The following is a 24804-nucleotide window of genomic DNA, read 5'->3' as shown; positions in this document are numbered from 1 at the left end:
GCAATTAGCCTGCAAAGCCATGTTCAGGTCCGGGGAATTTCCCGGACTTCACTTCACGTACGTAAGCCTTAATAGCAGCTTCGACTGAGTGATGGCCATCCATGAAGTTTTTGACAAACTTCGGTGGTTTGCCTGGGCTGATACCCAACATATCCTGCAGTACCAACACTTGACCAGAGCAATCTGGGCCAGCGCCAATTCCAATCGTGGGGATATGTAATTCGGCAGTAATTCTTTCGCCTAGCGATGAAGGAATGGCTTCAAGTACTACCATTTGTGCTCCTGCTGCTTGGCAAGCGAGTGCTTGTTCGAGCATCACACTAGCCGCATCTTTTGATTTACCTTGTACCTTATAGCCACCCAATACATGAACGGATTGTGGCAATAGGCCTAAGTGTGCACACACAGGCACACTACGCTCTACTAAGTGACGGATGATATCTACCTGCCATTCACCGCCACCCTCAAGTTTCACCATATCTGCACCGGCACGCATGAGCTCAGCAGAAGACTCCAAAGCTTGTACGGGATCACCGTAGCTCGCAAATGGGAGGTCGGCAATCAAAAACGCATGGGTATTTGCGCGAGCCACACACTCGGTGTGATAAGCCACCTGCCCTACGGTAACAGGTGTTGTGCTGGAGTGCCCCTGAATCACATTGCCTAGAGAATCGCCAACCAAAATGGTTTCCACTCCACAACGATTCAGGAGTGCGGACATGGTTGAATCATATGCAGTAAGCATAGAAATTTTTTCACCCTCAGCATGCATTGCGAGGAGCTTAGTAATTGTGATTGGCTTATCGCCTTGTAAGTAACCCATGGCGAGAGTTTAATGAATTAATGCGCCGATTGGCTATAAACGTCTTTTTCCCCGCAATTACAGTTCCTGCAGGGGAGTTTTTCGATTCTTTGGTGGGCAACATTGGGTAAATAAGCCTTGAGCTCTCCCCACTGCGGCAAAAAGATTTCGGGGGCTATTTCAAGGAGGGGTAGAAGTACAAACGAACGCTCAATGATCTTGGGGTGGGGCAGCATTAACTCTGTTTCATTTTGGGTCACCCCTTCAAACGAAAGAATGTCGAGATCAAGAGTGCGAGGGGCATTTGCGTAGGGCCGCTCGCGACCAAACTCTTGTTCAATCATTTGGCATACATGCAATAGGCCATAAGGAGTTAATTCAGTTTCGACTTCAATGACGGCATTAATGTAATCACCGCCAGTCGCTTCTACCGGAGCACTTTGATAAAAACAGCTTTTTGCCAGAATTTGGAGTTCGGAGCGCAATGCCAGGCAAACAATGGCATCAGTAATAAGCTGACGCGTGTCACCAATATTCCCGCCAAATCCGATATATGCCCGTGCCATAGAATTCCAAACTAGAGATGAAACTACTTTACTGAAATTTCTCTAAGTCTGCTTAGCTTGCTGCACCCTCTGGTGGCAGCGCTGATTTTGGCTTTCTGCGGCGGCGTCTTTTGGCTGGGGTAGGGCTGTTCCCGGATTCATTTTTAGCGCTAGCCATGAGCTCGTCTTGCCCCGCCGGATCTGCCGCAATGAAGTCTGTCCACCATTGGCCGATAGCGGGATTTAGTTCGCCAGTGGCGCAGCGAAGCAACATAAAGTCATAACCCGCACGAAAGCGAGGGGATTCTATGAGGCGGTAAGGATAGCGACCTACGCGTCTTTCAAAGCGCGGCTGCATGGACCAAATCTCCCGCATATCACTCTCAAAGCGTCTTTGAATAGTCATACCACTGCTTTGGGTGGCAATCGTGTCATCCATAGCATCATGCAGGGCTGGGATATTCGCCATACCTTTACTAGAATTGGCTTTCCAATTCTTCAAAAGATCAGGCCAAAGTAGGGTGGCAAATAAAAAGCCAGCTGAAACACTTTTGCCGGATTGGATTCGTTCATCCGTGTTGGCTAATGCAAGCTTTACAAAATCATTAGCACCTTTGGAGTCTTCGCCCTCATCCAGAATGTGATCCAGTAATGGCAGTAAGCCATGATGGAGTCCGGCCTCCTTTAAGCCTTGGATAGCGCGCCAAGAGTAGCCTGACATCAGGAGCTTGAGGATTTCATCAAAGAGTCGGGCAGAAGGAACATCATTTAGTAGCTTGCCAAGTTTGGCAATTGGTGCGCGCGTAGCGCTGTCTAATTCAAAGCCAGTTTTGGCAGCAAATCGAACTGCTCTGAGCATGCGCACAGGATCCTCGCGATAGCGTTTGGCTGGATCACCAATCATGCGCAACGTTTTCTTTTGCATGTCCGCCATACCGCCGTGATAGTCAAGTACTGTCTCAGAGGATGGGTCGTAATACATGGCATTGATCGTGAAATCACGTCTCGCTGCATCTTCGCCCTGCGATCCCCAGACGTTGTCGCGCAGAATGCGACCACTTTCTGCTACATGGTCTCCAGCGTTATCCAGCAAGGCTCTGAAGGTTGATACTTCAATGATTTCAGGGTGGCCTTTACCAAAAAAAGTCACATGCACAATTTGAAAGCGGCGACCAATAAGACGGGCTTTACGAAATAGTCTTTGCACTTGATCTGGTGTTGCATTGGTTGCAACGTCAAAATCTTTAGGGCTAATGCCAAGCGCAAGATCGCGTACAGCGCCACCAACGATAAATGCTTCATAACCTGCTTGTTGCAAAGTATGAGTCACCTTGACTGCATTTTTGGAAAGCAGGTGAGGGTCAATACGATGCGATTTTTTGGGAATACGTTTCGGCGCACCAGTATTATTTGCCTGGCTGTGCTTGACCATCGGGTCACGCCGCAAAATACGTTTGATAAATTTAGTGATCATGCAAACAATTCAAGAATGGGCCAGTTGCGCTGCTTGGCTTCATTGCGAAGGCGATCATCTGGGTTAGTAGCAACTGGATGACTCACTTTTTCAAGTAAAGGTAGGTCGTTCATCGAGTCGGAGTAAAAATAACTGTAGGGCAAGCGATCTAATGAAAGCTTTTGATTAGCCAACCAGTCATGTAGGTTCTGAATTTTGCCTTCGCGAAAATTAGGGGTACCCTTCACTTCGCCGGTGTAGTTGGCCAAAGGCTGGTTATCAGCGGTAGCTGGCTCTGTAGCAATCAGATGTTCAATGCCAAAACTTTCTACGATTGGGCGAGTCACAAAACTATTAGTAGCCGTTATCACGCAGCAAAGATCACCAGCATCTTGGTGTCGCTTAACTAAATCAAGTGCTTCTTGCCGAAGTTGACCGTTAATCACCTCTTTCATAAAAGCGTCATGCCATTCTTTGAGTTGAGCGCGCGAGTGTTCGGATAGTGGCTTTAAGGCGAAGCGTAGAAATTCATGAATATCAAGTTTGCCCTCTTTATAGTCTTGATAAAAACGTTCGTTTTGCCGAGCGTAGTATTCGCTGTCAACAACACCAATACGAGCCAAAAATTGGCCCCATTCATAATCACTATCGCAGGGCAACAGGGTGTGGTCTAAATCGAAAAGGGCTAACTGGGTCACGAATGAATATGTAATAAATTATTTAGGCTGCAAGAGCTCGCGGACAAGCGGCAAGGTTACAGCACGTTTTGTTTCTAAAGAGTAAGCATCTAAGGCATCAATTAAGGCCGTTAAGCTGGGCATATCCCGATAGAAGCGGCTTAATAACCAAGGCAATACATCGGGCGATAAAACCAGTCCTCGCGCTTTGGCTGCCTCACCTAATGCCTGTATTTTCTCATCATCATCCAAAAGCTGTGTCTGAAACACCAAACCCCAGCCCAGACGGGTTCGCAGGTCTTCTCGAAGCTCTAGGGCGGCGGGGGCGGCTGAACCAGCCATAAAAATGTGCAGCGCTTTGCTCGCTTGCACCGTATTCAGAATCCGAAATAACGATCCCACGAGGCGCTCATCTAATTGATCAACGTCATCCACTGTAATGACTGAGGGCGTATTACTTTGTGCCAGTGAACTCATATTCTCTTCGAGTCGAACCCAGGATGTGGGTTCTGATGGCGTAAGAGCAACATGTTCAAGACCAGCATTTTTGGCAGCATTTTCGATGGCCTCTAGCAAGTGTGTGCGCCCAGAGCCCTCAGGCCCCCACCAATAAATCCAACGTTGATTTAATGGGTTGCTAGAAACTTCGCTACTCGATTTTCCCCAAGAGTGCGCGATATTTTTTAACGCAGAAATCAGTGCGAGATCTTTTCCGGGGAGATAGTTTTCTAGACTCGCTTTAGGTGAGTGACTAATATCCAGTGCAAATTGTTTTGGAAGCGAAGGTGTATTCATTGCTACCAAACTTATTTTTGATACCAAGAGCTTTGCGTATAGATAGACCAGAGATACTTCACTAGGACTAAGCTGACAGCGCTGATAGGTAATGCCAGCAAGACACCAAAGAAGCCAAAGAGCTTGCCGAACAACAGCAAGGCAAACAAGACTGCAACTGGGTGCAAGCCAATGCGCTCACCCACTAAGCGGGGCGTTAAGAAAAAGCCTTCTAAAAATTGCCCGATGCCAAACAAGATCAGCACCCCAACAATTTCAGTGCCTGGACCAAATTGGAGAAGCGCTGATAAAACTGCAAGCGTAAGGCCTACGGTGATGCCGATATACGGGATCACAATCATGAGTGCAGTAAATACACCAAGTGCTGCCGCACCTTTTACGCCAATGAAGCTCAAGCCCGCACTGTAATAAATCGCCATGATAGAAATAACAATCAACATACCGCGCAAGTATTGCGAAAGTAATCCATCGGTATGCATGGCTAAGTGATGAACTGTTTCTTGTGCACGCACAGGAACTAATCCTTTAATGAGACTGAAAAAGTGGTTCCAGTCCATTAGTAAATAGAACATTACAAAAATGATCAGCACTGCATTTACAAAGCCTGCAATGACTGAGCTGCCGGACATCAGTACGGTGCTGACGACAGAAGTCATCAAGCTGTCGGCATTGTCATTAATGTGTTCGGTGATTTTTTGTGCAGCACTGGTTTTGAGGGTTCCCCAGTCGGGATTAATGTGCAAATCACTGAGTTTTGGGCCCAGCCAGGCTTGAGTATTGGCAATCCAATCAGGTAGTTGGGCCTTAATGAGAGGAATTTCATACTTGAGAAGGCTGATTAAAAGGCTCAAGATGAAAAAAACGAGACAAAGCCCTATCAGCATGCTGGTCGCAGCGGCTAGCGCGCGAGGCAGGCGATGCTGCTCAAGCCACAGGCAAACAGGGCGTAGGGCGTACGCCAGAATGAATGCAGTGAGAAAAGGGGTAAAAATTTCGGCCATCTTGCTTCAATCCTCTAGAATTCAATGATTCTACTGACGAAGTAGCATTTTTGACTAATATTCCGGCTCCGATATGACTTCACCTACTAATTCCTCCTCAAATGGCCTTTCTTACCGTGACGCTGGCGTTGATATTGACGCTGGGGACGCTTTAGTTGATCGGATTAAGCCGTTGGCCAAAAAGACCATGCGCGAGGGTGTATTGGCTGGAATTGGCGGCTTTGGAGCGCTGTTTGAGGTGCCTAAGCGCTATAAAGAGCCGGTATTAGTGTCAGGCACAGATGGCGTAGGCACTAAGCTCAGGCTGGCTTTTGAATGGAATCGTCATGAAACCATTGGTCAAGACTTGGTGGCCATGAGTGTGAATGACATTCTTGTCCAGGGTGCTGAACCCCTCTTTTTCTTAGATTATTTTGCTTGCGGCAAGTTGACTGTCGATACGGCAGCAACGGTTGTGGGCGGTATTGCTAAAGGTTGCGAATTATCAGGTTGCGCATTGATTGGTGGAGAGACCGCAGAAATGCCGGGCATGTATCCACCAGGTGAATACGACCTCGCTGGATTTGCAGTGGGCGCAGTTGAAAAATCCAAAATCATTACTGGTGCGACGATTGTTCCAGGTGACGTTGTATTAGCAATTGGATCTAGTGGTGCTCACTCCAATGGTTACTCATTGGTACGCAAAATTATTGAGCGCGCTGGCGCAAAGCCAAGCGATGATTTAGGTGGTCGCCCATTGGGTGATGTAGTGATGGCGCCTACTGAAATTTATGTGAAGCCCCTCCTGAAGTTAATTTCTGAAATTAATGTAAAAGGTATGGCCCACATTACTGGAGGTGGTTTGGTTGATAACGTACCGCGTGTGCTACCAGAAAATACTCAAGCTATTTTGCATCGCGACAGTTGGCAAATGCCAGAGCTCTTCCGTTGGTTACAAATGAAGGGCGGCGTTGCTGATGCAGAAATGGTACGCGTATTTAACTGTGGCATCGGCATGGTGGTTATTGTTGCTCCTGATCAAGCGGATGCTGCGATCAAGTCATTGACTGCGCAAGGTCTAAAAGCTTGGACGGTAGGTGAAGTAGTTGAGCGTCCAAAAGATGCTCCGCAAACGATTGTTATTTAAGAGCAATTACTGCCCACTTACTTCTTTAGGTTTTTCTTGCAGTAGTCTACGGCCGCCTTCATTTCCTCGGGGTTGAAGGGGTCAAATGTTTTTCTTCCCTCAATCGCGCGTAGCCAAGTAAGCTGACGCTTCCCTAGCTGCCTGGTTGCTGCAAATGCCTTATAACGCATTTGTTCAGCATCAATTTCGCCATTCAGAAATTCCCATGCTTGGCGATAGCCGACAGATCGTATTGCCGGAAGATCAGCATGTAATCCAGGATTGGCATGTAGAGCTTTGACTTCATCTATAAATCCAGCAGTGAGCATTTCATCAAAGCGTTTTTCTAAATTGAGATGCAATCGTTTGCGATCGCTAGGCTCTAGTGAAACTAAATCAATCCATGATGGAATTGCGGAGCCTTCTCTACCATCTTCACTTGGTGAGTCAGCCAGCAGTTCTGACATGGGCTTGCCTGTAATTTCAAAAACTTCTAGCGCACGTTGAACACGTTGAGAGTCATTGGGTTTCAAGCGGGCTGCAGTGTTGGGATCGACTGTTGCTAGCTTGTCATGCATAGCAGGCCAGCCGATAGTTTTTCCCTCTTCATCTAAGCGGGCGCGAATTTCTGGATTGGCTGGCGGCAGCGAGGAAAGACCATGTGCCCAAGCACGCCAATACAGCATTGTTCCCCCAACAACCACAGGAATATTTCCGCGCTCACGAATTTCGTCGCAGAGACGATTTGCATCCTTGGCAAAGCGAGCCGCAGAATAGACTTCAGTTGGGTCGATGATGTCAATTAGATGGTGAATCACCGCTGCTTGTTCAGCCTTGGTGGGTTTAGCACTACCGATATCTAAACCTCGATAGACTAGCGCAGAATCCATGCTGATGAGTTCAATCGTTAAACCAATGGATTTGGCATACTCAGCCAAAGACATGGCGAGATGGGTTTTGCCTGCACCAGTTGGCCCAACAATGCAAAGAATCGGGGTTTTGTTTGGGGCATGCATAGGCTGAATGTAAGGTTCAGTTGGCATACCTGATTATAAGAGCCTGTTAATATCCGCAACAACCCATAAATTAGAGAGCGAGTGAATGGATACCCTTTTGCAATTAGGCGATTTATTGCTGCATATTGATAAACATCTTGATGTGGTCATTCAGCAATATGGTCCATGGGCTTACGGCCTATTATTTGCGATTGTTTTTGCAGAGACGGGTTTAGTGATTGCGCCATTTCTACCTGGCGATTCACTCTTATTTATTGCTGGTGCTTATTGCGCTACTGAGCATTTCAATATTTGGACTTTATGTATCGGCTTATTAATTGCAGCCATTGCGGGCAATACCGTGAACTATTTCATTGGTCGCTGGATTGGTAAAAGGGTCTTTAGTAGTCGATCTCGCTGGATTGACCAGGGCGCGTTATTAAAAACACACGCTTTTTATGAAAAGCATGGTGGCAAGACCATCATTGTGGCGCGTTTTTTACCCATCATCAGAACCTTTGCACCGTTTGTTGCTGGCGTTTCAGAAATGAATTTCTCACGCTTTCAGCTATTTAATATTACTGGTGCTTTACTTTGGGTATTTAGCTTGGTGATCGCTGGTTATTTCTTTGGAAATATTCCGGTGATTCGCCAAAACCTGAATGTGATTGTATTGATCGGTATTGGTGCGGCAGCGATACCAGTGGTACTGGCTGCACTCTATAAAATTTTTCAGCGCAAGAAAAACTAAATGTTTTCTTAATGTAGTTTGGTTTGGCTTTCGAGCGTAGCAATATGCTCGCGAATATCGTTTGCATCTTCAGCTTCAGGAGCTTCGCTGAGATAACGATGCATATCCTCCAAGGCTGGACGCAAATACTCCAGCTGAGCAAAGATTAAGCCGCGGTCACGAATCTCTTCGACAGAGTCTGGAAGCAGAATCACCAGCCGCTCTTGAATTCCCAGTAGACGTTCCCAGCGCTCATGCTCTGAGTAAATCATTTTCAGGTTTCTTAGGTAGCGCGACAGAATTTCTCTAGAACTAGATGCACGCAGGAAGATGTTGAGCGGGAGACTGAGCTCGCCTCGATATCCTTTGGCATCCAAATAAGGATCTAACATTTCTTGTAGTTGAGTTTTTGAGAGGGATTCGCCGGTTAAGGGGTCCATAATCACTTCGCCTTGTTGCAGGGAAATACGTATCATGAAGTGATTCGGAAATGAAACCCCTCGAATCTTTAAACCAATTTGATTTCCTAACTCCATCATGAGAATGGCTAATGAGATTGGAATCCCTCGACGATTTTCGAGTACGTAATGCAAGTACGAATTTTCGGGCGCATAAAAATCATTGGGATTGGGCCCAAAACCCAGCTCGGTATAAAAGAAATGCTTCAGAATTTGTAGGCGCTGAATCGGTGATGTATCGGGTGTGACGCGTGACTTTAATTTATTACCCAATTGATCGAGCTTATCTAGCACCCCTTGTACATCCAAATCGGGATAAGCATGCTGTGCAACAGCAATTGCGGCCTCAGTTAAAGGGAAGTGTTCGTCTTCGGCAACTAAGGAGGTGAAATAGTCGAGTTGTTGTGTTGGCATAAATCCTATTTTGCATGACGCAAGAATTTTTGCCAGCGAATTCCAACTAAGCCCAGAGATGCAAAGTAAACAATTGCTGCAGCAGCTAACCATGCAGCCAATAGACCAATGCGTAGCCACGGTTCAGCCTGCAGGGCGATCCAATTGTGTGCGCCTGCAGCGTAAAAAAGTACTGCTGCGAAGGGAATAAGGGCAAATAGCAGTTGTCCCAGGTATTTAGTCCAGGCTGAACTAGGAAGGGCTCCGCGGCGATGTAGGCCAATCCAAAGTAGGGCGGCGTTCAGGCAGGCGCCCATCCCAACTGAAAGTGCAAGTCCTGCATGGCCAAACCAGGGAACAAAAACCAGATTAGCTAATTGGGTTGCTACCAAAACAAGCAGTCCAATTTTGACGGGTGTTCGGATGTCTTGGCGCGAATAAAAACCAGGCGCCAAAATCTTGACCAGGATTAAGCCAATGAGTCCGACGCCATACGCCGCGAGTGCACGTTGCGTCATCAATACATCCAGCGCATTGAATTTGCCGTAGTGATACAAAACTGCAGCCAAAGGTTCGCCAAAAATAAATAGAGCAATTGCTGCAGGCGCTGCTAGCAGGAAGGTAAGCTGCAAGCCCCAAATCAAAAGTTCACCGGCGTGCACTAGATCGTTTTTGGCATTCGCTTTGCTGAGGCTGGGTAACAGAACTGTGCCAAGGGCTACACCCAATAGTGCGGTTGGAAATTCCATTAAACGGTCTGCATAGGAGAGCCATGACACGCTACCTGCTTGTAAGCGTGAAGCGATATTGGTATTAATGATGAGGGAGATTTGCGCAACTGATACAGCAAATACTGCGGGCCCCATTAGCTTGAGTACGCGTCTTGCATCCGGATTAGAGAAGGCTGCTTTGATCGCCCCAGGCAGCAAACCAATGCGAGGTAAAAGCCCAATACGAGAGAGTGCCGGAACCTGAATGGCCAATTGCAAAACGCCACCGCATAAGACACCAATGCTTAAGGCATAAATAGGTTGATCTAAATGTGGTGCCAAAAAGATGGCGCTACCGATTAAAGCGAGATTCAGCAAAACAGGGGTAAAAGCCGGAATTGCGAACCGGTGATAGGTGTTCAGAATGCCCGCTGAGAGTGAGACCATGGAAATCAGCCCAATATAAGGGAACATGATGCGGGTCATGACAACGCTAGCGTCATAAGCCTGGCCCCCTTTAAAGCCTGTAGCAATGACCAAAATGAGCAATGGGGCGCCAATTACGCCTAGCAATACCGTGAGGAGCAAAGCCCAAAATAAGAGCGTGGCGACCGCATTAATGAGGATTTTGGCCTTGTTTTGGTCCTCATTTGTAGAAATTTCCCCCAAAATTGGCACAAAAGCCTGGGAAAAGGCCCCTTCAGCAAATAGCCGGCGCAGTAGATTGGGTAGCCGAAAAGCCACATTAAAGGCGTCTGTCCACTCGGAAGCCCCGAAACTACGGGCAATCAGGGTTTCCCGAAGTAGGCCCGTAATTCGGGACAGCATGGTCAGGGAGCTAACCTTGGCAGCGGCAGAAAGCAGATTCATGAGCCGATTTTCACCTATTTATTGGTCGACTGTGCTTTTTTGCCCCTTTAAGGTAAAATCTTGGGTTTTGGCGAGCTTGCTTATGAATCTGGCAAGTCCGCAAGATTTTTAACTAATCGCATTTTGCAATTTATAGAGGCAAGGTTTAAAGATGGCCAATACAGCACAAGCGCGCAAGCGTGCACGCCAAGCAGTAAAACAAAACGAACATAACTCCAGTTTGCGTTCAAAGCTCCGCACTTCCATCAAGGCAGTTCGTAAAGCGATTGAAACTGGTGACAAAGCAGCTGCTGCAAAAGTATTCGTAGCGACTCAAGCAACAATCGACAAGATTGCTGACAAAAAGATCGCTCACAAAAATACTGCTGCTCGTCAGAAGTCACGTTTGTCTGCAGCCATCAAGGCGATGGCAGCGTAATACAGTTTTAGTTTTAGGCTGGTCGAAGTAGTTTCGACCTAAGCCCGCTCCTCATCAGAGCGGGTTTTTGTTTTTAAGGCTGGGTCGGGGCTGCTGGGTTGAATTCACATGCCTCTTCGATCGGTAGGCTATTGTCTTTGGCAAAGTTCACGACAAAGTCTAGTGCTCTAGGATCTAGGTCCCCCAGTCTGGTATCAATAACAACGCATTTCACTTTAGCAATAAGCACTGGTCTGACGTAGGGCGAATAAGTGAAGCGAGGGTCCCCGGAGTCACCGGGAGGGCGAAAAGTAGCCATCACCCCGCACAGACGCTCCGCCCAATCGCTGGGCCGAAATGGTTTGCCAGAAGTGGTAATGCCTTGAATGAAAAGCTTTTTGTGGTTCAAGTTCGCGTAATGATGGTTGTAGAAAATAGTATTACTAAGCCCTCTAGCTTAACAGCCTGAGTTGGCCGTAATATGACTTTAGGAACTATTTTCGTGCAGCCGAATGTTTGAAGAAAAAAATGCAAGCCAAAACTTTAGTAGAAAGCTCAACTATGACATCCTTGGCAAAGCCGCAAGTGCCCGGTCAGGTAAAGCACTACCTGCAGTTTTCTGACCTCACTCGTGAGGAATACGACTATTTGCTCAAGCGTTCCGCATGGCTCAAAGCTAAGTTCAAAAGTTATGAAACTTGGCACCCACTGCATGACCGAACCTTGGCGATGATTTTTGAGAAGCATTCCACCCGTACACGCCTGTCTTTTGAGGCGGGTATTCACCAGCTTGGTGGGCATGCCGTATACCTGAACACCCGCGATACTCAGTTAGGTCGTGGCGAGCCTGTAGAGGACGCTGCGCAGGTCATTTCACGAATGACTGACATCATCATGATTCGTACCTTTGGTCAGGAGATTATTGAGCGCTTTGCCTCGAATTCGCGCGTTCCAGTCATTAACGGCCTCACAAATGAATTTCATCCATGCCAAGTTTTGGCTGACATCTTTACCTTTGTTGAAGCGCGTGGGCCAATTCAAGGAAAAACCGTGGCTTGGGTGGGTGATGCTAACAACATGGCCTACACCTGGTTGCAGGCTGCTGAGTGCTTGGATTTTCAATTGCGCTTCTCTGCACCTGATGGTTATCAGCTGGATCCAGCGCGCTTGACACCGAACGCAGCAAAGCATTTAACGATTTGCGCTGATCCTAAAGATGCCTGTAAAGATGCCGATCTCGTTTCTACCGATGTTTGGACCAGCATGGGTTACGAAGATGAAAACACATCCCGCATGAATGCTTTCCAAGACTGGATGGTGGATGAGGAGTTAATGTCTTTAGCTAAGCCAGATGCTTTATTTATGCACTGCTTGCCAGCCCATCGTGGCGAAGAGGTTTCGGCTGGAGTCATTGACGGCCCGCAAAGTATTGTGTGGGAAGAGGCAGAAAATCGTCTGCATGTCCAAAAGGCATTGATGGAGTATCTGCTCTGCGGTCGTTTGGATTAAGCAATAAAGCATAAGTAAAAAAACGTAAGCAATAAAATATGAAGTAATTTGTCTCGGTGTTGTCTCAGTAAGTTTTAGTTAATTTTTGATTGAATAAAAAAATGTCCGATATTAAAAAAGCAGTCTTAGCGTATTCCGGTGGCCTAGATACCAGCGTGATTTTGAAATGGCTTCAAGATACCTACGGCTGTGAGATTGTTACCTTTACGGCTGACTTGGGTCAGGGCGAAGAACTGGAGCCGGCACGTGCCAAGGCTTTGCAATTTGGCATCAAGCCAGAAAATATTTTTATCGATGACTTGCGTGAAGAGTTTGTGCGCGACTTTGTTTTTCCAATGTTCCGTGCAAATACGATTTACGAAGGTGAATATTTATTAGGCACTTCAATTGCCCGCCCATTGATCGCAAAACGTCAAATTGAAATCGCTCGTTTAACGGGCGCTGATTCTGTATCTCACGGCGCTACTGGTAAAGGTAATGACCAAGTACGTTTTGAGTTGGGCTACTACGCCTTAGAGCCAGGAATTAAAGTGATTGCTCCTTGGCGCGAATGGGATCTTCTCTCGCGCGAGAAGTTAATGGCCTATGCTGAAAAGCATGGCATTCCAGTCGAGATGAAACATAAGCAAGGTGGCTCCCCATACTCTATGGATGCCAACTTATTACATATCAGCTATGAAGGCCGTCATCTAGAAAACCCAAATGCTGAAGCGGAAGAATCTATGTGGCGTTGGACGGTTTCTCCTGAGAAAGCGCCAGATGCCCCAGAAATTATTGAAATTGAATTTAAAGCGGGTGATCCTGTAGCAATTAATGGCAAAGCGTATAAGCCACATGAATTGCTTGCTGAATTAAACCGTATTGGTGGCATGCACGGCATCGGTCGTTTGGATTTGGTGGAAAACCGTTTTGTAGGCATGAAGAGTCGTGGCTGCTACGAAACTCCTGGCGGCACCATTCTTCTCAAGGCCCATCGCGGCATTGAAAGTATCACCCTGGATCGTGAGGTAGCTCACTTGAAGGACGATTTGATGCCACGCTATGCGAGCTTGATTTATAACGGCTTGTGGTGGGCGCCAGAGCGCTTAGCTTTGCAAACCTTGATTGACCATACTCAACAAGCTGTCAATGGCGTTGTTCGCTTGAAACTTTACAAAGGTTCTGTATCTGTGATCTCGCGTGATTCAGCCAATACCTTGTTTGATCAAAATATTGCGACTTTTGATGATGATGGCGGCGCATATAACCAGGCGGATGCTGGCGGCTTTATCAAGCTTAATGCCTTGCGTATGCGTATTGCTGAAACAGCAAAGCGCAAGCGCGCTAAGAAATAACGAAAAGCAAATTCAAATAAACGATTAGAGCTAAACAGAATAGAAAGAATCAGCATGCAATTTGATCAAGTTTCAGTCGGCAAAAAAGCCAATGTATTTTTCGATGGTAAATGTGTTTCTCATACCGTGACATTGCCAAATGGTGTGCGCAAGTCAGTTGGCGTTGTATTGCCAAGCACTTTGCGCTTTGACTTAAGCACTAAAGAGGTGATGGAAGTGGTTGATGGCACCGCTTTTGTCAGTATCAATGGCGCTCCTGAGCAAGAGTTCAAGGCGGGCCAAAGCTGGGAAGTGGAAAAAGGCGGTTATTTCATTATTCGTGCTGAGCAACCTGTGCACTATGTTTGTCACTTTGAATAAATAAGCATTGCCGAAAAACAAAACGCAGACCTCGGTCTGCGTTTTTTATTACCCACTATTACCTTTACCTCTTCGGCAAGCCAGTCACTATCGTTCCCGGCACAATCACTCTTTCTGAGAACCACTGTTTATTCATTTCTAATGCGAAACGCACTGCTGCTTTAGGGCAGTGGTTATTGGTTGTCTCTGCTTGCATCTCTTCAATGTTCACAATCTTTCCATCATCCGCAATGAATGCAATAGATAGTGGGATCTTGGTGTTGTTCATCCAGAAACAATGACCTGCTTTTTGTTCAAACACAAACAGCATTCCAGAATTGGTTGGCATGCTAGTGCGGTTCATTAGCCCCACTTCTCTTGCCTTAGGAGTATCGGCTAACTCAGCCTGAATGCGGTATATGCCAGCCTTGAGTTCAATAGTGGGCAGGCCTGTGTTGACTTGAGCTAACGCAAAGCTAGAACAAAAGAAAATGAGCGCGGTAAATAGTTTGATGAAGTTGTTTTTTGGAATAGGCATGTTGTGCATTTTAAGTGAGGCAAATTGCAGACGAAAAAAAACCCAGGAACGAATCCTGGGTTTTTAATAATGATCTAAGGACTATTAAGCCGCTTGGATATTGGTAGCTTGCTTGCCTTTAGGGCCTTGGGTAATGTCAAACGTTACCTTTTGGTTTTCCTTAAGGGTTTTGAACCCAGGCATAGTAATTGCGCTGAAATGCGCGAACAACTCTTCTTCACCATCATCAGGTTTGATAAAGCCAAAACCTTTTGCATCATTGAACCACTTAACAATTCCGGTCGCCATGCGAACTCCATTACATAAACTTAAAACAACCGTGATGAGGGTAAATACTTTTTAATCAGTCTCAATCCACAACACGCCTAAATAGAACCTCTCTTGAAGCCTACCCCCTGATTGTTTGCCCTTTTTGGAGGGGTGTCAAGGAGTTATATGCCCCTACCCCCCAGTTAATACCCCTTTTTTTATCGAAAAATGCCCCAATATGGGTTTAAGAGGGGTTTTTGCGTGGTTTTCGCAACAAGACCCTAGGAAATTAAAGTTTCAATATCTGTGTTTAGAATGTTTCTCATGAGTCGCGCACCAAAAAATCCCACTACTGGTAACCCCAGTAATCCATATATTGAAGACACCATTCTTCTCGAAAAGCAGGTCGAGCAAGTTAAAGCGCCTTCGATGTATAAAGTTTTACTATTGAATGATGACTACACGCCAATGGAATTTGTGGTGATGGTGATTCAGGAGTATTTTAATAAAGATCATGAAACAGCTACACGCATCATGTTGCAAGTGCATTTAGTAGGTAAGGGCGTTTGCGGAGTATTTACCCGCGATGTCGCTGCCACGAAAGTGCATCAAGTAATTGAACTCTCCCGTGAAGCGGGTCATCCACTACAGTGCACTATGGAGGAAGCATGATTGCCCAAGAATTAGAAGTGAGTTTGCACATGGCGTTTGTTGACGCAAGGGCATCGCGACATGAGTTCATTACGGTCGAGCATTTGCTGGCGGCCTTATTAGATAACGCCACTGCTGTTGAGGTTTTAAAGGCTTGTGCAGTCAATATTGCAGAGCTACGCGCGCAACTCAAAAACTTTATCAATGACAACACGCCTGTCGTGCCCGGCAATGATGAGGTGGATACGCAACCTACATTAGGTTTTCAGCGTGTTATTCAGCGCGCCATCATGCATGTGCAGTCCACATCTAATGGCAAGAAAGAAGTGACTGGTGCAAATGTATTAGTTGCCATCTTTGGTGAAAAAGATTCGCACGCGGTGTATTTCTTGCAACAGCAAGGTGTTACAAGATTAGACGTAGTGAACTTCATTAGTCATGGCGTGCGTAAGGATCAGTCTGAACATGTAAAACCGGCTGAGCCCTCTCAGGAGACTGAGGATGCTGGTTCCTCTGGCAAAGAAAGCCCTCTAGAGCAGTACACGCAGAATCTCAATGTGATGGCTCGTCAAGGCAAGATTGACCCATTGATTGGGCGCGAGAGCGAGGTGGAGCGCGTCATTCAGGTCTTATGCCGTCGCCGTAAGAACAACCCATTGTTGGTTGGTGAGGCTGGTGTAGGCAAAACAGCGATTGCTGAGGGATTGGCTTGGAGAATTGTGAAGGGTGATGTCCCTGATATTTTGGCCAATGCAACGGTTTACTCCTTAGATATGGGCGCGCTCTTAGCGGGCACTAAATATCGTGGTGATTTTGAGCAGCGATTGAAGAGCGTTCTCAAGTCTCTTAGAGATCATGCCCACGGTGTTTTGTTTATCGATGAGATTCATACGCTGATCGGCGCAGGCGCGGCATCTGGCGGAACTCTGGATGCAAGTAATTTATTAAAGCCCGCACTGTCTAATGGCCAGCTCAAATGTATCGGCGCAACCACCTTTACTGAGTACCGCGGTATTTTTGAAAAAGATGCTGCCCTATCACGTCGCTTCCAAAAGGTAGATGTAGTAGAGCCAACCGTAGATCAAACTGTACAAATTCTGCGCGGGTTGAAGTCCCGATTTGAAGAGCATCACAGCGTGAAGTATGCTGCTGGCGCTTTGGTTGCTGCTGCAGAGCTTTCCGCTCGCTACATCAATGATCGTCATTTGCCGGACAAAGCGATTGATGTCATCGATGAAGCCGGAGCAGCGCAGCGTATCTTGCCAAAGTCCAAGCAGAAGAAAACGATTGGTCGTCCGGAGATCGAAGAGATCGTGGCGAAGATTGCGCGCATACCGCCACAGTCAGTTACTGTGGATGACCGCAGCAAGCTGCAGACATTGGATCGCGACATTAAGAGCGTAGTGTTTGGTCAAGACCCTGCAATCGAGGCCTTAGCTAGCGCCATTAAGATGACGCGCGCAGGTCTTGGAAAGATCGACCGCCCAATTGGATCATTTTTGTTCTCTGGCCCTACTGGGGTTGGTAAGACCGAGGTGGCTAAACAGCTCGCTTACATCCTTGGTATTGAGCTGCTGCGCTTTGATATGTCTGAGTACATGGAGCGCCATGCAGTAAGTCGCTTGATTGGTGCGCCCCCAGGTTATGTTGGCTTTGATCAAGGCGGTTTACTAACTGAGGCTGTCAATAAGAAGCCCCATTGCGTTCTCTTGCTTGATGAAATTGAGAAAGCTCATCCTGATATCTTTAATATCCTCTTGCAGGTAATGGATCATGGAACTCTGACGGATAACAATGGTCGTAAGACAGACTTCCGTAATGTGATCATCATCATGACAACCAATGCTGGTGCTGAGGCGATGCAGAAATCTACCATCGGCTTTACTAATGCCCGCGAGTCTGGTGACGAGATGGCGGATATCAAGAAGTTCTTTACACCAGAGTTCCGTAATCGTTTGGATGCCATCGTTTCCTTCAAGGCGCTCGATGAGTCCATCATCATGCGCGTTGTTGACAAGTTCTTGATGCAGCTTGAAGAGCAGTTGCATGAGAAGAAGGTAGACGCGACTTTCAGCCCAGCGTTGCGTGCACATTTGGCTAAGCATGGCTTCGATCCGTTAATGGGTGCTCGCCCAATGCAGCGCATTATTCAGGATACTGTGCGTAAAGCGCTTGCCGATGAATTGCTTTTTGGCAAGTTGGCTCAAGGCGGGCATGTGGATGTAGATATTGATTCTGATGGCAAGGTTCTGCTGAACTTTGATGCACCAGTATTACCAGGAAAGCGCACTAAAGCTGATGTAGCACCGGCTGAAGAAATTTAATTAACCAATTTAATAAATACAAAACCAAAAAAGGAAAATATGTCTCATCACGATAAATTACTAGAAGCTTTTGAAACTTATAAAGCTGAAAATGAAAAGTTTCAAGGTAAAGGCATTAAAGCTTCTGCTGCACGTGCTCGCAAAGCACTGCAAGAAATTGCAGGCTCATGCAAAGAGCGCCGCAAAGAAATTACTGCTGAAAAAGAATCTCGTGAAGGTGCTGGTGCAGGCATGTCGCAAGATGCAGCTCGTAAAGCGCATATTCGCAAGTAAGCAATTGATGCTTAAAAGAAAGCCACCTACGGGTGGCTTTCTTATTGAATAATTTACTTAAGACCGTTTTCGGTTAAGAAATAATGCATTACATTCTGGCTCAAGAATGCCGCCCAGTAATTGCGTCTGGCTAAAGCCGTTTCCTTGATTGATGTCTTTAGCACTAAAGGTAAAAATATCAATGCCTGATTTTTTAATTGTGGCAGCTGAGCTTCCGAAGGCAACGCCACCAATACCTGCCCAGATAAGGGCGCTCATGCACATAGGGCAAGGCTCTCCGGTTGTGTATAAAACTATATCCGCCCAATTTTTATTACCGTTCTGAGCGATGTAATTGTTGATGCAAGATATTTCACCGTGGAGCAGTGGATTGTCAAAAGTTTGATTAACGCCTTTAGCAAGTATCGCGCCAGTCTTCGCATCAGTAATGACGGCCCCAAATGGGTAGGCTTGATTTTGTGCTGCCATAGCGATCGCGGCACGCATTGCAACTTCATGACTCCTCATTGGAATTGAAGAAAGATCGGCCTTTGCTAGTGCGCCTCGTGTGAGGCCAGCTAAGCCAATGCCACATAAACAAATTAATGCGCCACGGCGATTCATGTGATTAAGCTCTGCCGGTACTTCCAAAGCCGCCAGCACCACGACTGCTTTCAGTGAACTCTTCCACTACTTTAAGTTCCACCTGTTGCACCGGCATCACCACCAATTGAGCTAAGCGCTCCATCGGCTCCAATTTGAATGGGGTTGATCCGCGATTCCAGGTGCTCACCATCAGTTGACCCTGGTAGTCAGAATCGATTAGGCCCACTAGGTTGCCTAGTACGATGCCGTGTTTATGACCTAAGCCTGAGCGCGGGAGAATGAAGGCTGCGTAGCCTGGATCTTCTACATATATTGCCAAGCCAGTTGGTACAAGAACGGTTTGACCTGGGGCAATTTCGATTGCCTCATCAATGCAAGCGCGCAGATCGAGTCCAGCGCTACCGGGTGTGCCATAGGTTGGCAATTGGTCGCGCATACGTTCATCGAGAATTTTGACTTGGAGGGATTGCATGGAATTTCCTAAAACGGGGAATGTAAGTAAAAAAGTGGGGGTGCTACTTAAATTTTCTTGGCAACTAACTGAATGAGTTGGCGTGCTAATTGCAGTTTTTCTGCTTTGGCAATTTTCTTGCTGCCACTAGCGTCAATAACAATTAATTGATTGAGGTCGCTGCCAAAAGTATCTGGGCCAATATTACCGACAATCATGGGGACGCCTTTACGCATACGCTTTTCATCAGCATGCTTCTCTAGGTCATTTGATTCGGCAGCAAAGCCAACGCAATAAGGGTAAGGCTTGCCACTCTTGCTCTTCACCGATTTGGCAACATCTAGCAGAATGTCAGGGTTTGCTACAAACTCTAGGTTTGGCGCTTGATTGCCTTGACGTTTTATTTTCTCTTTGGCTGGTTTTGCGATTCCCCAGTCAGCAACAGCGGCGACTGCAAAGAAGACATCGCAGTCATTTGCATTGATTGTGGCCGCATGCATTTCTTTTGCGCTAACTACGTTAGTGCGGATAATTTGACCCGTTGCCAATAGTGGCGTCTCGAGATCGCAGGGGCCAGCAATAAGGTGCACTTGAGCACCAGCCTCAACAGCGGCCCTTGCAATTGCAAAACCCATCTTTCCTGAGCTGTGATTAGTAATGCCACGTACTGGATCAATCGCTTCAAAAGTAGGGCCAGCAGTAATCAATACTTTTTTACCAGCTAAAGATTTTTTCTGGAAGAAGGCAATGACTTGTTCGGTAATTTCTACAGGCTCGAGCATGCGACCCATACCGACTTCACCGCACGCCTGAAAGCCACTGGCTGGTCCCAACAAGGTAACGCCATCGGCCGCCAGTCTTTGCGCGCTTCTTTGGGTTGCTGCATGATCCCACATCTGCTTATTCATTGCGGGGGTTAGCAGAAGCGGGCAATCTCTCGCGAGGCATAGAGTAGTTAATAAGTCGTCAGCCAAACCCAAAGAAAGCTTGGCCATTAGATCAGCACTAGCTGGCGCAATCAAAATCGCATCTGCTGAACGTGATAACTCAATGTGAGCCATATTATTGGGAATGGTGCTATCCCATTGACTCAGATACACCGGATTACCAGTGAGCGCTTGCATGGTCACTGGCGTTACAAATTGTTGCGCGGCTTCAGTCATCACAACTTGTACTGATGCGCCTTCTTGCATTAATTGGCGTGCAAGCTCTGGAGCCTTATAGGCTGCAATACCGCCAGAGATTCCGAGAACGATCTTCTTATTTAAAAGTGATTGCATGGCACCAGCTTAATGGGATTGAGGGGATTTGCCAAATGACTTGCGTAATTCGCCCCATATGATGAGGGCGGCACCAATACAGATAGCACTATCAGCGATATTGAATGCTGGCCAATGCCAATTAGCGTAATACAGGTCAATAAAGTCCACTACAGCCCCATACATGACCCGATCTAGGACGTTGCCTAAGGCTCCGCCCAAGATGAGGCTCAGGGCTATGCAAAGCAGTTTGTCGCTTTGGCTTTGATATAGCAGCCAAATAATGTAAATCGATGCCGCTAAACCAAGAATGGTAAAAAACCAGCGTTGCCAGCCTGAACCCTCTGCTAGAAATGAAAACGCTGCGCCTGGATTAAAGAGTAGTAGCCAGTTCATAAAAGGCAGAACTGGTTCAGGTACACCCATTTGTAAATTACTTAGCGCCGACCACTTGCTCAATTGATCCAGCAAGAGCACGATAACGGCGATTGCAAGATAGCGAAGAAGAGCAAGGCTTTTCATATGAATAGATCTTAAGCAAAGAGGCGGTGATCGCCATCGCCAAATAGGTTGCTAATACAGCGACCACATAATTCTGGATGATCAGCGCTGCTTCCTACGTCTTTGGTGTGATGCCAGCAACGACCACACTTTTTATACTGGCTGCCGCGCACCAATACCTCTAAGCCTTCATTGCTCAGTTCAATATTGGCGCTAGAGGTGATAGTGACAAAGCGTAAGTCATCTTCAAGAGAATGCAGTATTGCAAAGTCAACATCACCAACTTTGATTGTCAATTCAGCCTGCAGGGATGAGCCGACATTACCAGCCTCCCGTTCCACTTCAATTGCTTTTGTGACCTCGGAGCGAATTTCGCGAATGCGACTCCATTTGGCGAGTAATTCATCGGCATGAGCAATTTCTGGGAACTGGCCAAACTCTTCCATAAAGATGGATTCAGCAGGCTTGCTTCCTGAGCCATGTGGGAAGTCTTTCCAGGCTTCTTCTGCAGTGAAGGAGAGGAATGGAGATAGCCACTTCAAGAGATTGCGAGTGATATGGAATAGAGCGTTCTGCGCTGCACGGCGATCAGGGGAGTCTGGCGCGCTGGTGTAGAGACGATCCTTCAGAATATCTAAGTAGAAGCCACCTAAGTCTTCAGAGCAGAAAGTCAGCATGCGTGCAACTGCAGGCTGGAATTCATATGCCTTGTAATGGGCTTCCACATCATTCTGCAATGCATTAGCAAGCGCAACAGCATAGCGGTCAATCTCGAGCCATTGGCCTGCAGGCATGGTGTGCTTGCTAGGATCAAAATCTGACAGGTTAGCCAACAAGAAGCGTAAGGTATTTCGAATGCGACGATAGCTCTCAGTCACGCGTTTCAGAATTTCATCTGAAATGGTCATCTCGCCTGAGTAGTCGGTAGAAGCCACCCAAAGACGAATAATTTCTGCACCAAGCTTATCCGCTACTTGTTGAGGTGCGATCACATTGCCCACAGACTTACTCATCTTGCGTCCTTGACCATCCACAGTGAAGCCGTGAGTCAAGAGCGCTTTGTATGGCGGTTTGCCATCGAGCATGGCGCCAGTAAGCAAAGAGGAGTGGAACCAGCCACGATGTTGGTCTGAGCCTTCGAGGTATAAGTCAGCTAAGCGACCATTTGGTGTTTCAGCGTCAGTAGTTAACAGCTCATCACGGTGTGAGCCACGAATGACATGCCAATGCGTTGTGCCGGAATCAAACCAAACGTCTAAGGTGTCACGGTTTTTTTCGTATTGAGCCGCTTCTTCACCCAATAACTCGGCAACTTCTAGTTTCTGCCAAGCTTCTATACCTTCTTTTTCTACACGCTTAGCGATTTCTTCAAGTAGTTCAACGGTACGCGGATGTGGCTCACCACTTTCCTTGTGTACAAAGAAAGCCATTGGTACGCCCCATTGGCGCTGACGTGACAAAGTCCAGTCAGGACGATTAGCAATCATGCTGTTTAAGCGTTGCTTGCCCCAGGCAGGGAAGAACTCAGTGTTCTCAATACCTGCTAGTGCAGTCTCACGCAAGCTGGCTTTGCCATCAGAGGGTTTCTTATCCATGCTCGCAAACCACTGTGAGGTAGCGCGATAAATAATGGGAGACTTATGGCGCCAGCAATGCATGTATGAGTGCGTATACGTTTTATCGCGTAAGAGACTACCTGCTTCACGCATGGCTTCAACAATCTTGGGGTTCGCTTTCCAAATATATTCATTTGCAAATAGCGGCAACCAAGATGCATACACACCATTACCCATGACAGGATTCAGGATATCTTTGTCAGCAAGCTTATTGGCTTTGCAGGATTTAAAGTCTTCCTCGCCGTATGCGGGTGCGGAGTGAACAATGCCGGTACCCGTATCGAGTGTGACATATTCAGCTGTATAGATTGGGGATAGGCGCTTGTAGCCTTCATGCAAAGGTGCTAATGGGTGCCAGAAAGAAATATTTGCTAACTGAACGCCTTGACAAGTAGCGATCACTTTGCCTTCAAGGCCATAGTCTTGCAAACAAGTTTCAACGCGATCTTTTGCGAGGATTAATAATTTATCCCCAACATCGACCAGCGCATAAGTGAGCTCTGGGTGAACATTCATTGCTTGGTTGGCAGGAATTGTCCAAGGTGTTGTTGTCCAAATAACGATCTGACCGGGCTTATTAGGTAGCTCACTAAGTCCAAAGGCTTTTGCTAGTTGTGGACGTTGTGCATCATCAAATGCAAAGCCAACATCAACCGTTGGATCAGTTTTATCTTGATATTCCACTTCAGCCTCTGCGAGTGCAGAGCCGCAATCAAAACACCAGTTCACCGGCTTTAATCCACGGAAGACATAGCCCTTTTCCCAGATCTTCCCAAGAGCGCGGATTTCATCTGCCTCATTGCGGAAGTTCATGGTGAGATAGGGGTTATTCCAATCTCCCAGAACGCCTAAACGTTCAAAATCTTTCTTTTGTTTCTCTACTTGAACATGAGCATATGCACGAGCTTTGGATTGAACCTCTGCAGTTGGTAGATTCTTACCAAACTCTTTTTCTATCTGAATTTCAATTGGCATACCGTGGCAATCCCAGCCCGGCACATATACAGAATCAAATCCCATGAGCCAGCGAGATTTCACGATCATGTCTTTCAGAATCTTATTAACAGCATGACCAATATGAATATCGCCGTTTGCATATGGAGGGCCATCATGCAAGATGAACTTCGGTTGATTGGCGTGGGCCGCACGAATTTTTTCGTAGAGCCTATTTTTTTGCCAGCCAGCTACCCACTGTGGTTCGCGCTTAGCTAGATCTCCTCGCATTGGAAAGGAGGTATCTAATAGATTGACGGGATAAGAGTTTTCTTTTTCAGACATAAGCTTTTTTCTGGAAATAATTTCTGGCATGCGCTGCATCTGCTGCAATCGCTTGTGTAAGGGTTTCGAGGTCTGGGTACTTCGCCTCATCGCGGATTTTTTCTAAGAGTTCTACGGTAATGATTTTTCCGTATACATCCGCGTTGTAATCAAAGATATGAGTCTCTAGCAATACTCTGCCTTCATCTTCCACTGTGGGCCTGACGCCTAGGCTAGCCACTGCTGGCAGAGGTTTATCACCCAGGCCTAAAACTTGTGCAGTGAAGATTCCTGTTGTTGCTGGTTTGCGATGATGCAAGTGATTGGCAACAGCTAAGTTTAAAGTTGGAAACCCTAATTGACGACCGAGCTGTTGACCATGAATAACGTGACCAGAGATTCCGTAGGGGCGACCCAATAATTTTTCAGCAAGCTGCATATCGCCACTTGCAAGGGCGGCACGTAGAGCGGAGCTAGAAATACGCTCACCATCTTCTTGAATCGTTTGAATGCTAGACACTTCAAAACCATAATTTTCACCAGCAGCTTTTAAGCTGGCAAAGTTGCCTGCGCGTTTTGCGCCGTAGCAAAAATCATCGCCAATCAAAATCCATTTGGCATTCAGGCGTTTAACAATAATTTCAGAAACAAATTCTTCTGGGGTGAGCTTTGCAAAAGCGGCATTGAAATGCTCAACAACCACCCGATCAATTCCGAGATCAGCAAGCGCTGCCAATTTGTCACGTAAATTCAGAATGCGGGGTGGTGCTTGTTCTGGGGAGAAAAATTCTTTTGGATGCGGCTCAAAGGTCATGACGCAGCTGACCAAGCCTCGATTCTTGGCGCCATCGACAAGTTCCTTGAGCAGGGCGCGATGACCCCTGTGCACGCCATCGAAATTACCGATGGTTAGGGCACAAGCAGGTCCTGCAGAAAACTGGGTGGGGCCACGGAATACGTTCACAAAATCGCTTTCAGGGTAGCCAT

Annotated in this window: 27 protein-coding genes; 9 read left to right on the top strand and 18 right to left on the bottom strand. The window is 46.8% G+C overall.

What is annotated here, in order from left to right:
* Positions 1-4: 4 nt before the first annotated feature.
* Genes panB through PKF022_RS08140 form a run of 6 tightly spaced genes read right to left on the bottom strand, consistent with a single transcriptional unit; the run spans position 5 to position 5273 of the window.
* A complete protein-coding gene (gene panB / locus PKF022_RS08165) occupies positions 5-823 on the bottom strand; it encodes a 3-methyl-2-oxobutanoate hydroxymethyltransferase (protein WP_281776537.1) in 819 nt (272 codons plus the stop codon).
* Between the two features lie 17 nt (positions 824-840).
* Complete coding sequence (folK, locus tag PKF022_RS08160; protein WP_281776536.1) at positions 841-1368, bottom strand: 2-amino-4-hydroxy-6-hydroxymethyldihydropteridine diphosphokinase; 528 nt, start codon at positions 1366-1368, stop codon at positions 841-843.
* Between the two features lie 52 nt (positions 1369-1420).
* Positions 1421-2821, bottom strand: a complete 1401-nt coding sequence (gene pcnB, locus PKF022_RS08155; RefSeq protein WP_281776535.1) for a polynucleotide adenylyltransferase PcnB — start codon at positions 2819-2821, stop codon at positions 1421-1423.
* Positions 2818-3498, bottom strand: a complete 681-nt coding sequence (locus PKF022_RS08150; RefSeq protein WP_281776534.1) for an HAD family hydrolase — start codon at positions 3496-3498, stop codon at positions 2818-2820. The genes pcnB and PKF022_RS08150 overlap by 4 nt, the downstream gene beginning before the upstream one ends.
* Positions 3499-3516: 18 nt before the next feature.
* Positions 3517-4272, bottom strand: a complete 756-nt coding sequence (gene hda, locus PKF022_RS08145; RefSeq protein WP_281776533.1) for a DnaA regulatory inactivator Hda — start codon at positions 4270-4272, stop codon at positions 3517-3519.
* An 11-nt stretch (positions 4273-4283) separates the two neighbouring features.
* Entirely contained in the window at positions 4284-5273 is a 990-nt protein-coding gene (locus PKF022_RS08140; protein ID WP_281776532.1) for an AI-2E family transporter, read from the bottom strand.
* A 73-nt stretch (positions 5274-5346) separates the two neighbouring features.
* Here PKF022_RS08140 and purM point away from each other — a divergent pair, with 73 nt between their 5' ends.
* Entirely contained in the window at positions 5347-6399 is a 1053-nt protein-coding gene (purM, locus tag PKF022_RS08135; protein ID WP_281776531.1) for a phosphoribosylformylglycinamidine cyclo-ligase, read from the top strand.
* A 17-nt stretch (positions 6400-6416) separates the two neighbouring features.
* On the opposite strand, the gene miaA is transcribed toward purM, so the two are convergent.
* Positions 6417-7421, bottom strand: a complete 1005-nt coding sequence (miaA, locus tag PKF022_RS08130; protein ID WP_281776530.1) for a tRNA (adenosine(37)-N6)-dimethylallyltransferase MiaA — start codon at positions 7419-7421, stop codon at positions 6417-6419.
* Between the two features lie 58 nt (positions 7422-7479).
* On the opposite strand from miaA, the gene PKF022_RS08125 reads away from it, so the two are divergent.
* Complete coding sequence (locus PKF022_RS08125) at positions 7480-8124, top strand: VTT domain-containing protein (RefSeq protein ID WP_216230811.1); 645 nt, start codon at positions 7480-7482, stop codon at positions 8122-8124.
* Between the two features lie 8 nt (positions 8125-8132).
* Here PKF022_RS08125 and PKF022_RS08120 read toward each other — a convergent pair whose 3' ends face one another.
* On the bottom strand, positions 8133-8975 hold the full coding sequence (locus PKF022_RS08120) for a tetratricopeptide repeat protein (protein ID WP_281776529.1): 843 nt from the start codon (positions 8973-8975) through the stop codon (positions 8133-8135).
* 5 nt (positions 8976-8980) lie between these two features.
* Positions 8981-10534 carry a murein biosynthesis integral membrane protein MurJ gene (gene murJ, locus PKF022_RS08115; RefSeq protein WP_281776528.1) on the bottom strand — a complete coding sequence of 518 codons (1554 nt, stop codon included), beginning with the start codon at positions 10532-10534 and terminating at the stop codon, positions 8981-8983.
* 151 nt (positions 10535-10685) lie between these two features.
* Here murJ and rpsT point away from each other — a divergent pair, with 151 nt between their 5' ends.
* Positions 10686-10952, top strand: a complete 267-nt coding sequence (gene rpsT / locus PKF022_RS08110; RefSeq protein ID WP_281776527.1) for a 30S ribosomal protein S20 — start codon at positions 10686-10688, stop codon at positions 10950-10952.
* Between the two features lie 73 nt (positions 10953-11025).
* On the opposite strand, the gene PKF022_RS08105 is transcribed toward rpsT, so the two are convergent.
* Positions 11026-11340 (bottom strand): DUF3579 domain-containing protein, encoded by a 315-nt coding sequence (locus PKF022_RS08105; RefSeq protein WP_281776526.1) that lies wholly within the window; start codon positions 11338-11340, stop codon positions 11026-11028.
* Positions 11341-11492: 152 nt separating this feature from the next.
* Between PKF022_RS08105 and argF the strand changes: the two genes are divergently transcribed.
* The 3 genes from argF (at position 11493) to PKF022_RS08090 (ending at position 14134) form a co-directional block, all read left to right on the top strand.
* On the top strand, positions 11493-12440 hold the full coding sequence (argF, locus tag PKF022_RS08100; RefSeq protein ID WP_216230808.1) for an ornithine carbamoyltransferase: 948 nt from the start codon (positions 11493-11495) through the stop codon (positions 12438-12440).
* Between the two features lie 101 nt (positions 12441-12541).
* Positions 12542-13774 (top strand): argininosuccinate synthase, encoded by a 1233-nt coding sequence (locus PKF022_RS08095; protein ID WP_215347616.1) that lies wholly within the window; start codon positions 12542-12544, stop codon positions 13772-13774.
* 54 nt (positions 13775-13828) lie between these two features.
* Complete coding sequence (locus PKF022_RS08090) at positions 13829-14134, top strand: pyrimidine/purine nucleoside phosphorylase (RefSeq protein WP_216230806.1); 306 nt, start codon at positions 13829-13831, stop codon at positions 14132-14134.
* 64 nt (positions 14135-14198) lie between these two features.
* Here PKF022_RS08090 and PKF022_RS08085 read toward each other — a convergent pair whose 3' ends face one another.
* Together PKF022_RS08085 and PKF022_RS08080 are read right to left on the bottom strand one after the other, a co-directional pair.
* On the bottom strand, positions 14199-14651 hold the full coding sequence (locus tag PKF022_RS08085; RefSeq protein ID WP_281776525.1) for a DUF192 domain-containing protein: 453 nt from the start codon (positions 14649-14651) through the stop codon (positions 14199-14201).
* 84 nt (positions 14652-14735) lie between these two features.
* Positions 14736-14939 carry a cold-shock protein gene (locus PKF022_RS08080; protein WP_011903586.1) on the bottom strand — a complete coding sequence of 68 codons (204 nt, stop codon included), beginning with the start codon at positions 14937-14939 and terminating at the stop codon, positions 14736-14738.
* A 285-nt stretch (positions 14940-15224) separates the two neighbouring features.
* On the opposite strand from PKF022_RS08080, the gene clpS reads away from it, so the two are divergent.
* From clpS to PKF022_RS08065, 3 genes are read left to right on the top strand one after another with little or no spacing between them, the layout of a single operon-like run.
* Entirely contained in the window at positions 15225-15572 is a 348-nt protein-coding gene (clpS, locus tag PKF022_RS08075; RefSeq protein ID WP_255532681.1) for an ATP-dependent Clp protease adapter ClpS, read from the top strand.
* Positions 15569-17875 carry an ATP-dependent Clp protease ATP-binding subunit ClpA gene (clpA, locus tag PKF022_RS08070; RefSeq protein ID WP_281776524.1) on the top strand — a complete coding sequence of 769 codons (2307 nt, stop codon included), beginning with the start codon at positions 15569-15571 and terminating at the stop codon, positions 17873-17875. Before clpS ends, clpA begins: the two co-directional genes overlap by 4 nt.
* 39 nt (positions 17876-17914) lie before the next feature.
* Positions 17915-18148: a hypothetical protein gene (locus PKF022_RS08065; RefSeq protein ID WP_068320954.1), complete on the top strand. Its 234-nt coding sequence runs from the start codon at positions 17915-17917 to the stop codon at positions 18146-18148.
* A 57-nt stretch (positions 18149-18205) separates the two neighbouring features.
* Here the strand turns inward: PKF022_RS08065 and PKF022_RS08060 are convergent, their stop codons facing one another.
* From PKF022_RS08060 to PKF022_RS08035, 6 genes are read right to left on the bottom strand one after another with little or no spacing between them, the layout of a single operon-like run.
* Complete coding sequence (locus tag PKF022_RS08060; RefSeq protein WP_281776523.1) at positions 18206-18751, bottom strand: nucleoside deaminase; 546 nt, start codon at positions 18749-18751, stop codon at positions 18206-18208.
* A gap of 4 nt (positions 18752-18755) precedes the next feature.
* Positions 18756-19205: a dUTP diphosphatase gene (gene dut / locus PKF022_RS08055; protein WP_068320832.1), complete on the bottom strand. Its 450-nt coding sequence runs from the start codon at positions 19203-19205 to the stop codon at positions 18756-18758.
* A 47-nt stretch (positions 19206-19252) separates the two neighbouring features.
* Positions 19253-20464 carry a bifunctional phosphopantothenoylcysteine decarboxylase/phosphopantothenate--cysteine ligase CoaBC gene (coaBC, locus tag PKF022_RS08050; RefSeq protein WP_281776522.1) on the bottom strand — a complete coding sequence of 404 codons (1212 nt, stop codon included), beginning with the start codon at positions 20462-20464 and terminating at the stop codon, positions 19253-19255.
* A 9-nt stretch (positions 20465-20473) separates the two neighbouring features.
* A complete protein-coding gene (lspA, locus tag PKF022_RS08045) occupies positions 20474-20965 on the bottom strand; it encodes a signal peptidase II (protein ID WP_216230800.1) in 492 nt (163 codons plus the stop codon).
* A gap of 11 nt (positions 20966-20976) precedes the next feature.
* The gene (gene ileS / locus PKF022_RS08040; RefSeq protein ID WP_281776521.1) at positions 20977-23838 is read right to left on the bottom strand and encodes an isoleucine--tRNA ligase; all 2862 of its coding nucleotides are present in this window, start codon (positions 23836-23838) and stop codon (positions 20977-20979) included.
* Positions 23831-24781, bottom strand: coding sequence for a bifunctional riboflavin kinase/FAD synthetase (locus PKF022_RS08035; protein ID WP_281776520.1), 951 nt, complete (start codon positions 24779-24781; stop codon positions 23831-23833). Before PKF022_RS08035 ends, ileS begins: the two co-directional genes overlap by 8 nt.
* Positions 24782-24804 lie beyond the last annotated feature (23 nt).

It is taken from the genome of Polynucleobacter sp. KF022, assembly GCF_027924105.1.
Lineage (GTDB): Bacteria > Pseudomonadota > Gammaproteobacteria > Burkholderiales > Burkholderiaceae > Polynucleobacter.
The sequence above is the reverse complement of the archived record's forward strand: the minus strand, read 5'-3'. Positions and strand labels throughout refer to the sequence as shown.

Excerpts from the sequence above, each read along its gene's own strand:
- pcnB (WP_281776535.1), bottom strand. The coding sequence starts at position 2,821 with ATGATCACTAAATTTATCAAACGTATTTTGCGGCGTGACCCGATGGTC.
- clpA (WP_281776524.1), top strand. The coding sequence starts at position 15,569 with ATGATTGCCCAAGAATTAGAAGTGAGTTTGCACATGGCGTTTGTTGAC.
- ileS (WP_281776521.1), bottom strand. The coding sequence starts at position 23,838 with ATGTCTGAAAAAGAAAACTCTTATCCCGTCAATCTATTAGATACCTCC.
- PKF022_RS08095 (WP_215347616.1), top strand. The coding sequence starts at position 12,542 with ATGTCCGATATTAAAAAAGCAGTCTTAGCGTATTCCGGTGGCCTAGAT.
- PKF022_RS08085 (WP_281776525.1), bottom strand. The coding sequence starts at position 14,651 with ATGCCTATTCCAAAAAACAACTTCATCAAACTATTTACCGCGCTCATT.
- murJ (WP_281776528.1), bottom strand. The coding sequence starts at position 10,534 with ATGAATCTGCTTTCTGCCGCTGCCAAGGTTAGCTCCCTGACCATGCTG.
- rpsT (WP_281776527.1), top strand. The coding sequence starts at position 10,686 with ATGGCCAATACAGCACAAGCGCGCAAGCGTGCACGCCAAGCAGTAAAA.
- PKF022_RS08065 (WP_068320954.1), top strand. The coding sequence starts at position 17,915 with ATGTCTCATCACGATAAATTACTAGAAGCTTTTGAAACTTATAAAGCT.
- PKF022_RS08080 (WP_011903586.1), bottom strand. The coding sequence starts at position 14,939 with ATGGCGACCGGAATTGTTAAGTGGTTCAATGATGCAAAAGGTTTTGGC.
- folK (WP_281776536.1), bottom strand. The coding sequence starts at position 1,368 with ATGGCACGGGCATATATCGGATTTGGCGGGAATATTGGTGACACGCGT.
- panB (WP_281776537.1), bottom strand. The coding sequence starts at position 823 with ATGGGTTACTTACAAGGCGATAAGCCAATCACAATTACTAAGCTCCTC.
- PKF022_RS08060 (WP_281776523.1), bottom strand. The coding sequence starts at position 18,751 with ATGAATCGCCGTGGCGCATTAATTTGTTTATGTGGCATTGGCTTAGCT.
- lspA (WP_216230800.1), bottom strand. The coding sequence starts at position 20,965 with ATGAAAAGCCTTGCTCTTCTTCGCTATCTTGCAATCGCCGTTATCGTG.
- PKF022_RS08120 (WP_281776529.1), bottom strand. The coding sequence starts at position 8,975 with ATGCCAACACAACAACTCGACTATTTCACCTCCTTAGTTGCCGAAGAC.
- miaA (WP_281776530.1), bottom strand. The coding sequence starts at position 7,421 with ATGCCAACTGAACCTTACATTCAGCCTATGCATGCCCCAAACAAAACC.
- coaBC (WP_281776522.1), bottom strand. The coding sequence starts at position 20,464 with ATGCAATCACTTTTAAATAAGAAGATCGTTCTCGGAATCTCTGGCGGT.
- PKF022_RS08090 (WP_216230806.1), top strand. The coding sequence starts at position 13,829 with ATGCAATTTGATCAAGTTTCAGTCGGCAAAAAAGCCAATGTATTTTTC.
- PKF022_RS08125 (WP_216230811.1), top strand. The coding sequence starts at position 7,480 with ATGGATACCCTTTTGCAATTAGGCGATTTATTGCTGCATATTGATAAA.
- argF (WP_216230808.1), top strand. The coding sequence starts at position 11,493 with ATGACATCCTTGGCAAAGCCGCAAGTGCCCGGTCAGGTAAAGCACTAC.
- dut (WP_068320832.1), bottom strand. The coding sequence starts at position 19,205 with ATGCAATCCCTCCAAGTCAAAATTCTCGATGAACGTATGCGCGACCAA.
- PKF022_RS08140 (WP_281776532.1), bottom strand. The coding sequence starts at position 5,273 with ATGGCCGAAATTTTTACCCCTTTTCTCACTGCATTCATTCTGGCGTAC.
- hda (WP_281776533.1), bottom strand. The coding sequence starts at position 4,272 with ATGAATACACCTTCGCTTCCAAAACAATTTGCACTGGATATTAGTCAC.
- purM (WP_281776531.1), top strand. The coding sequence starts at position 5,347 with ATGACTTCACCTACTAATTCCTCCTCAAATGGCCTTTCTTACCGTGAC.
- clpS (WP_255532681.1), top strand. The coding sequence starts at position 15,225 with ATGAGTCGCGCACCAAAAAATCCCACTACTGGTAACCCCAGTAATCCA.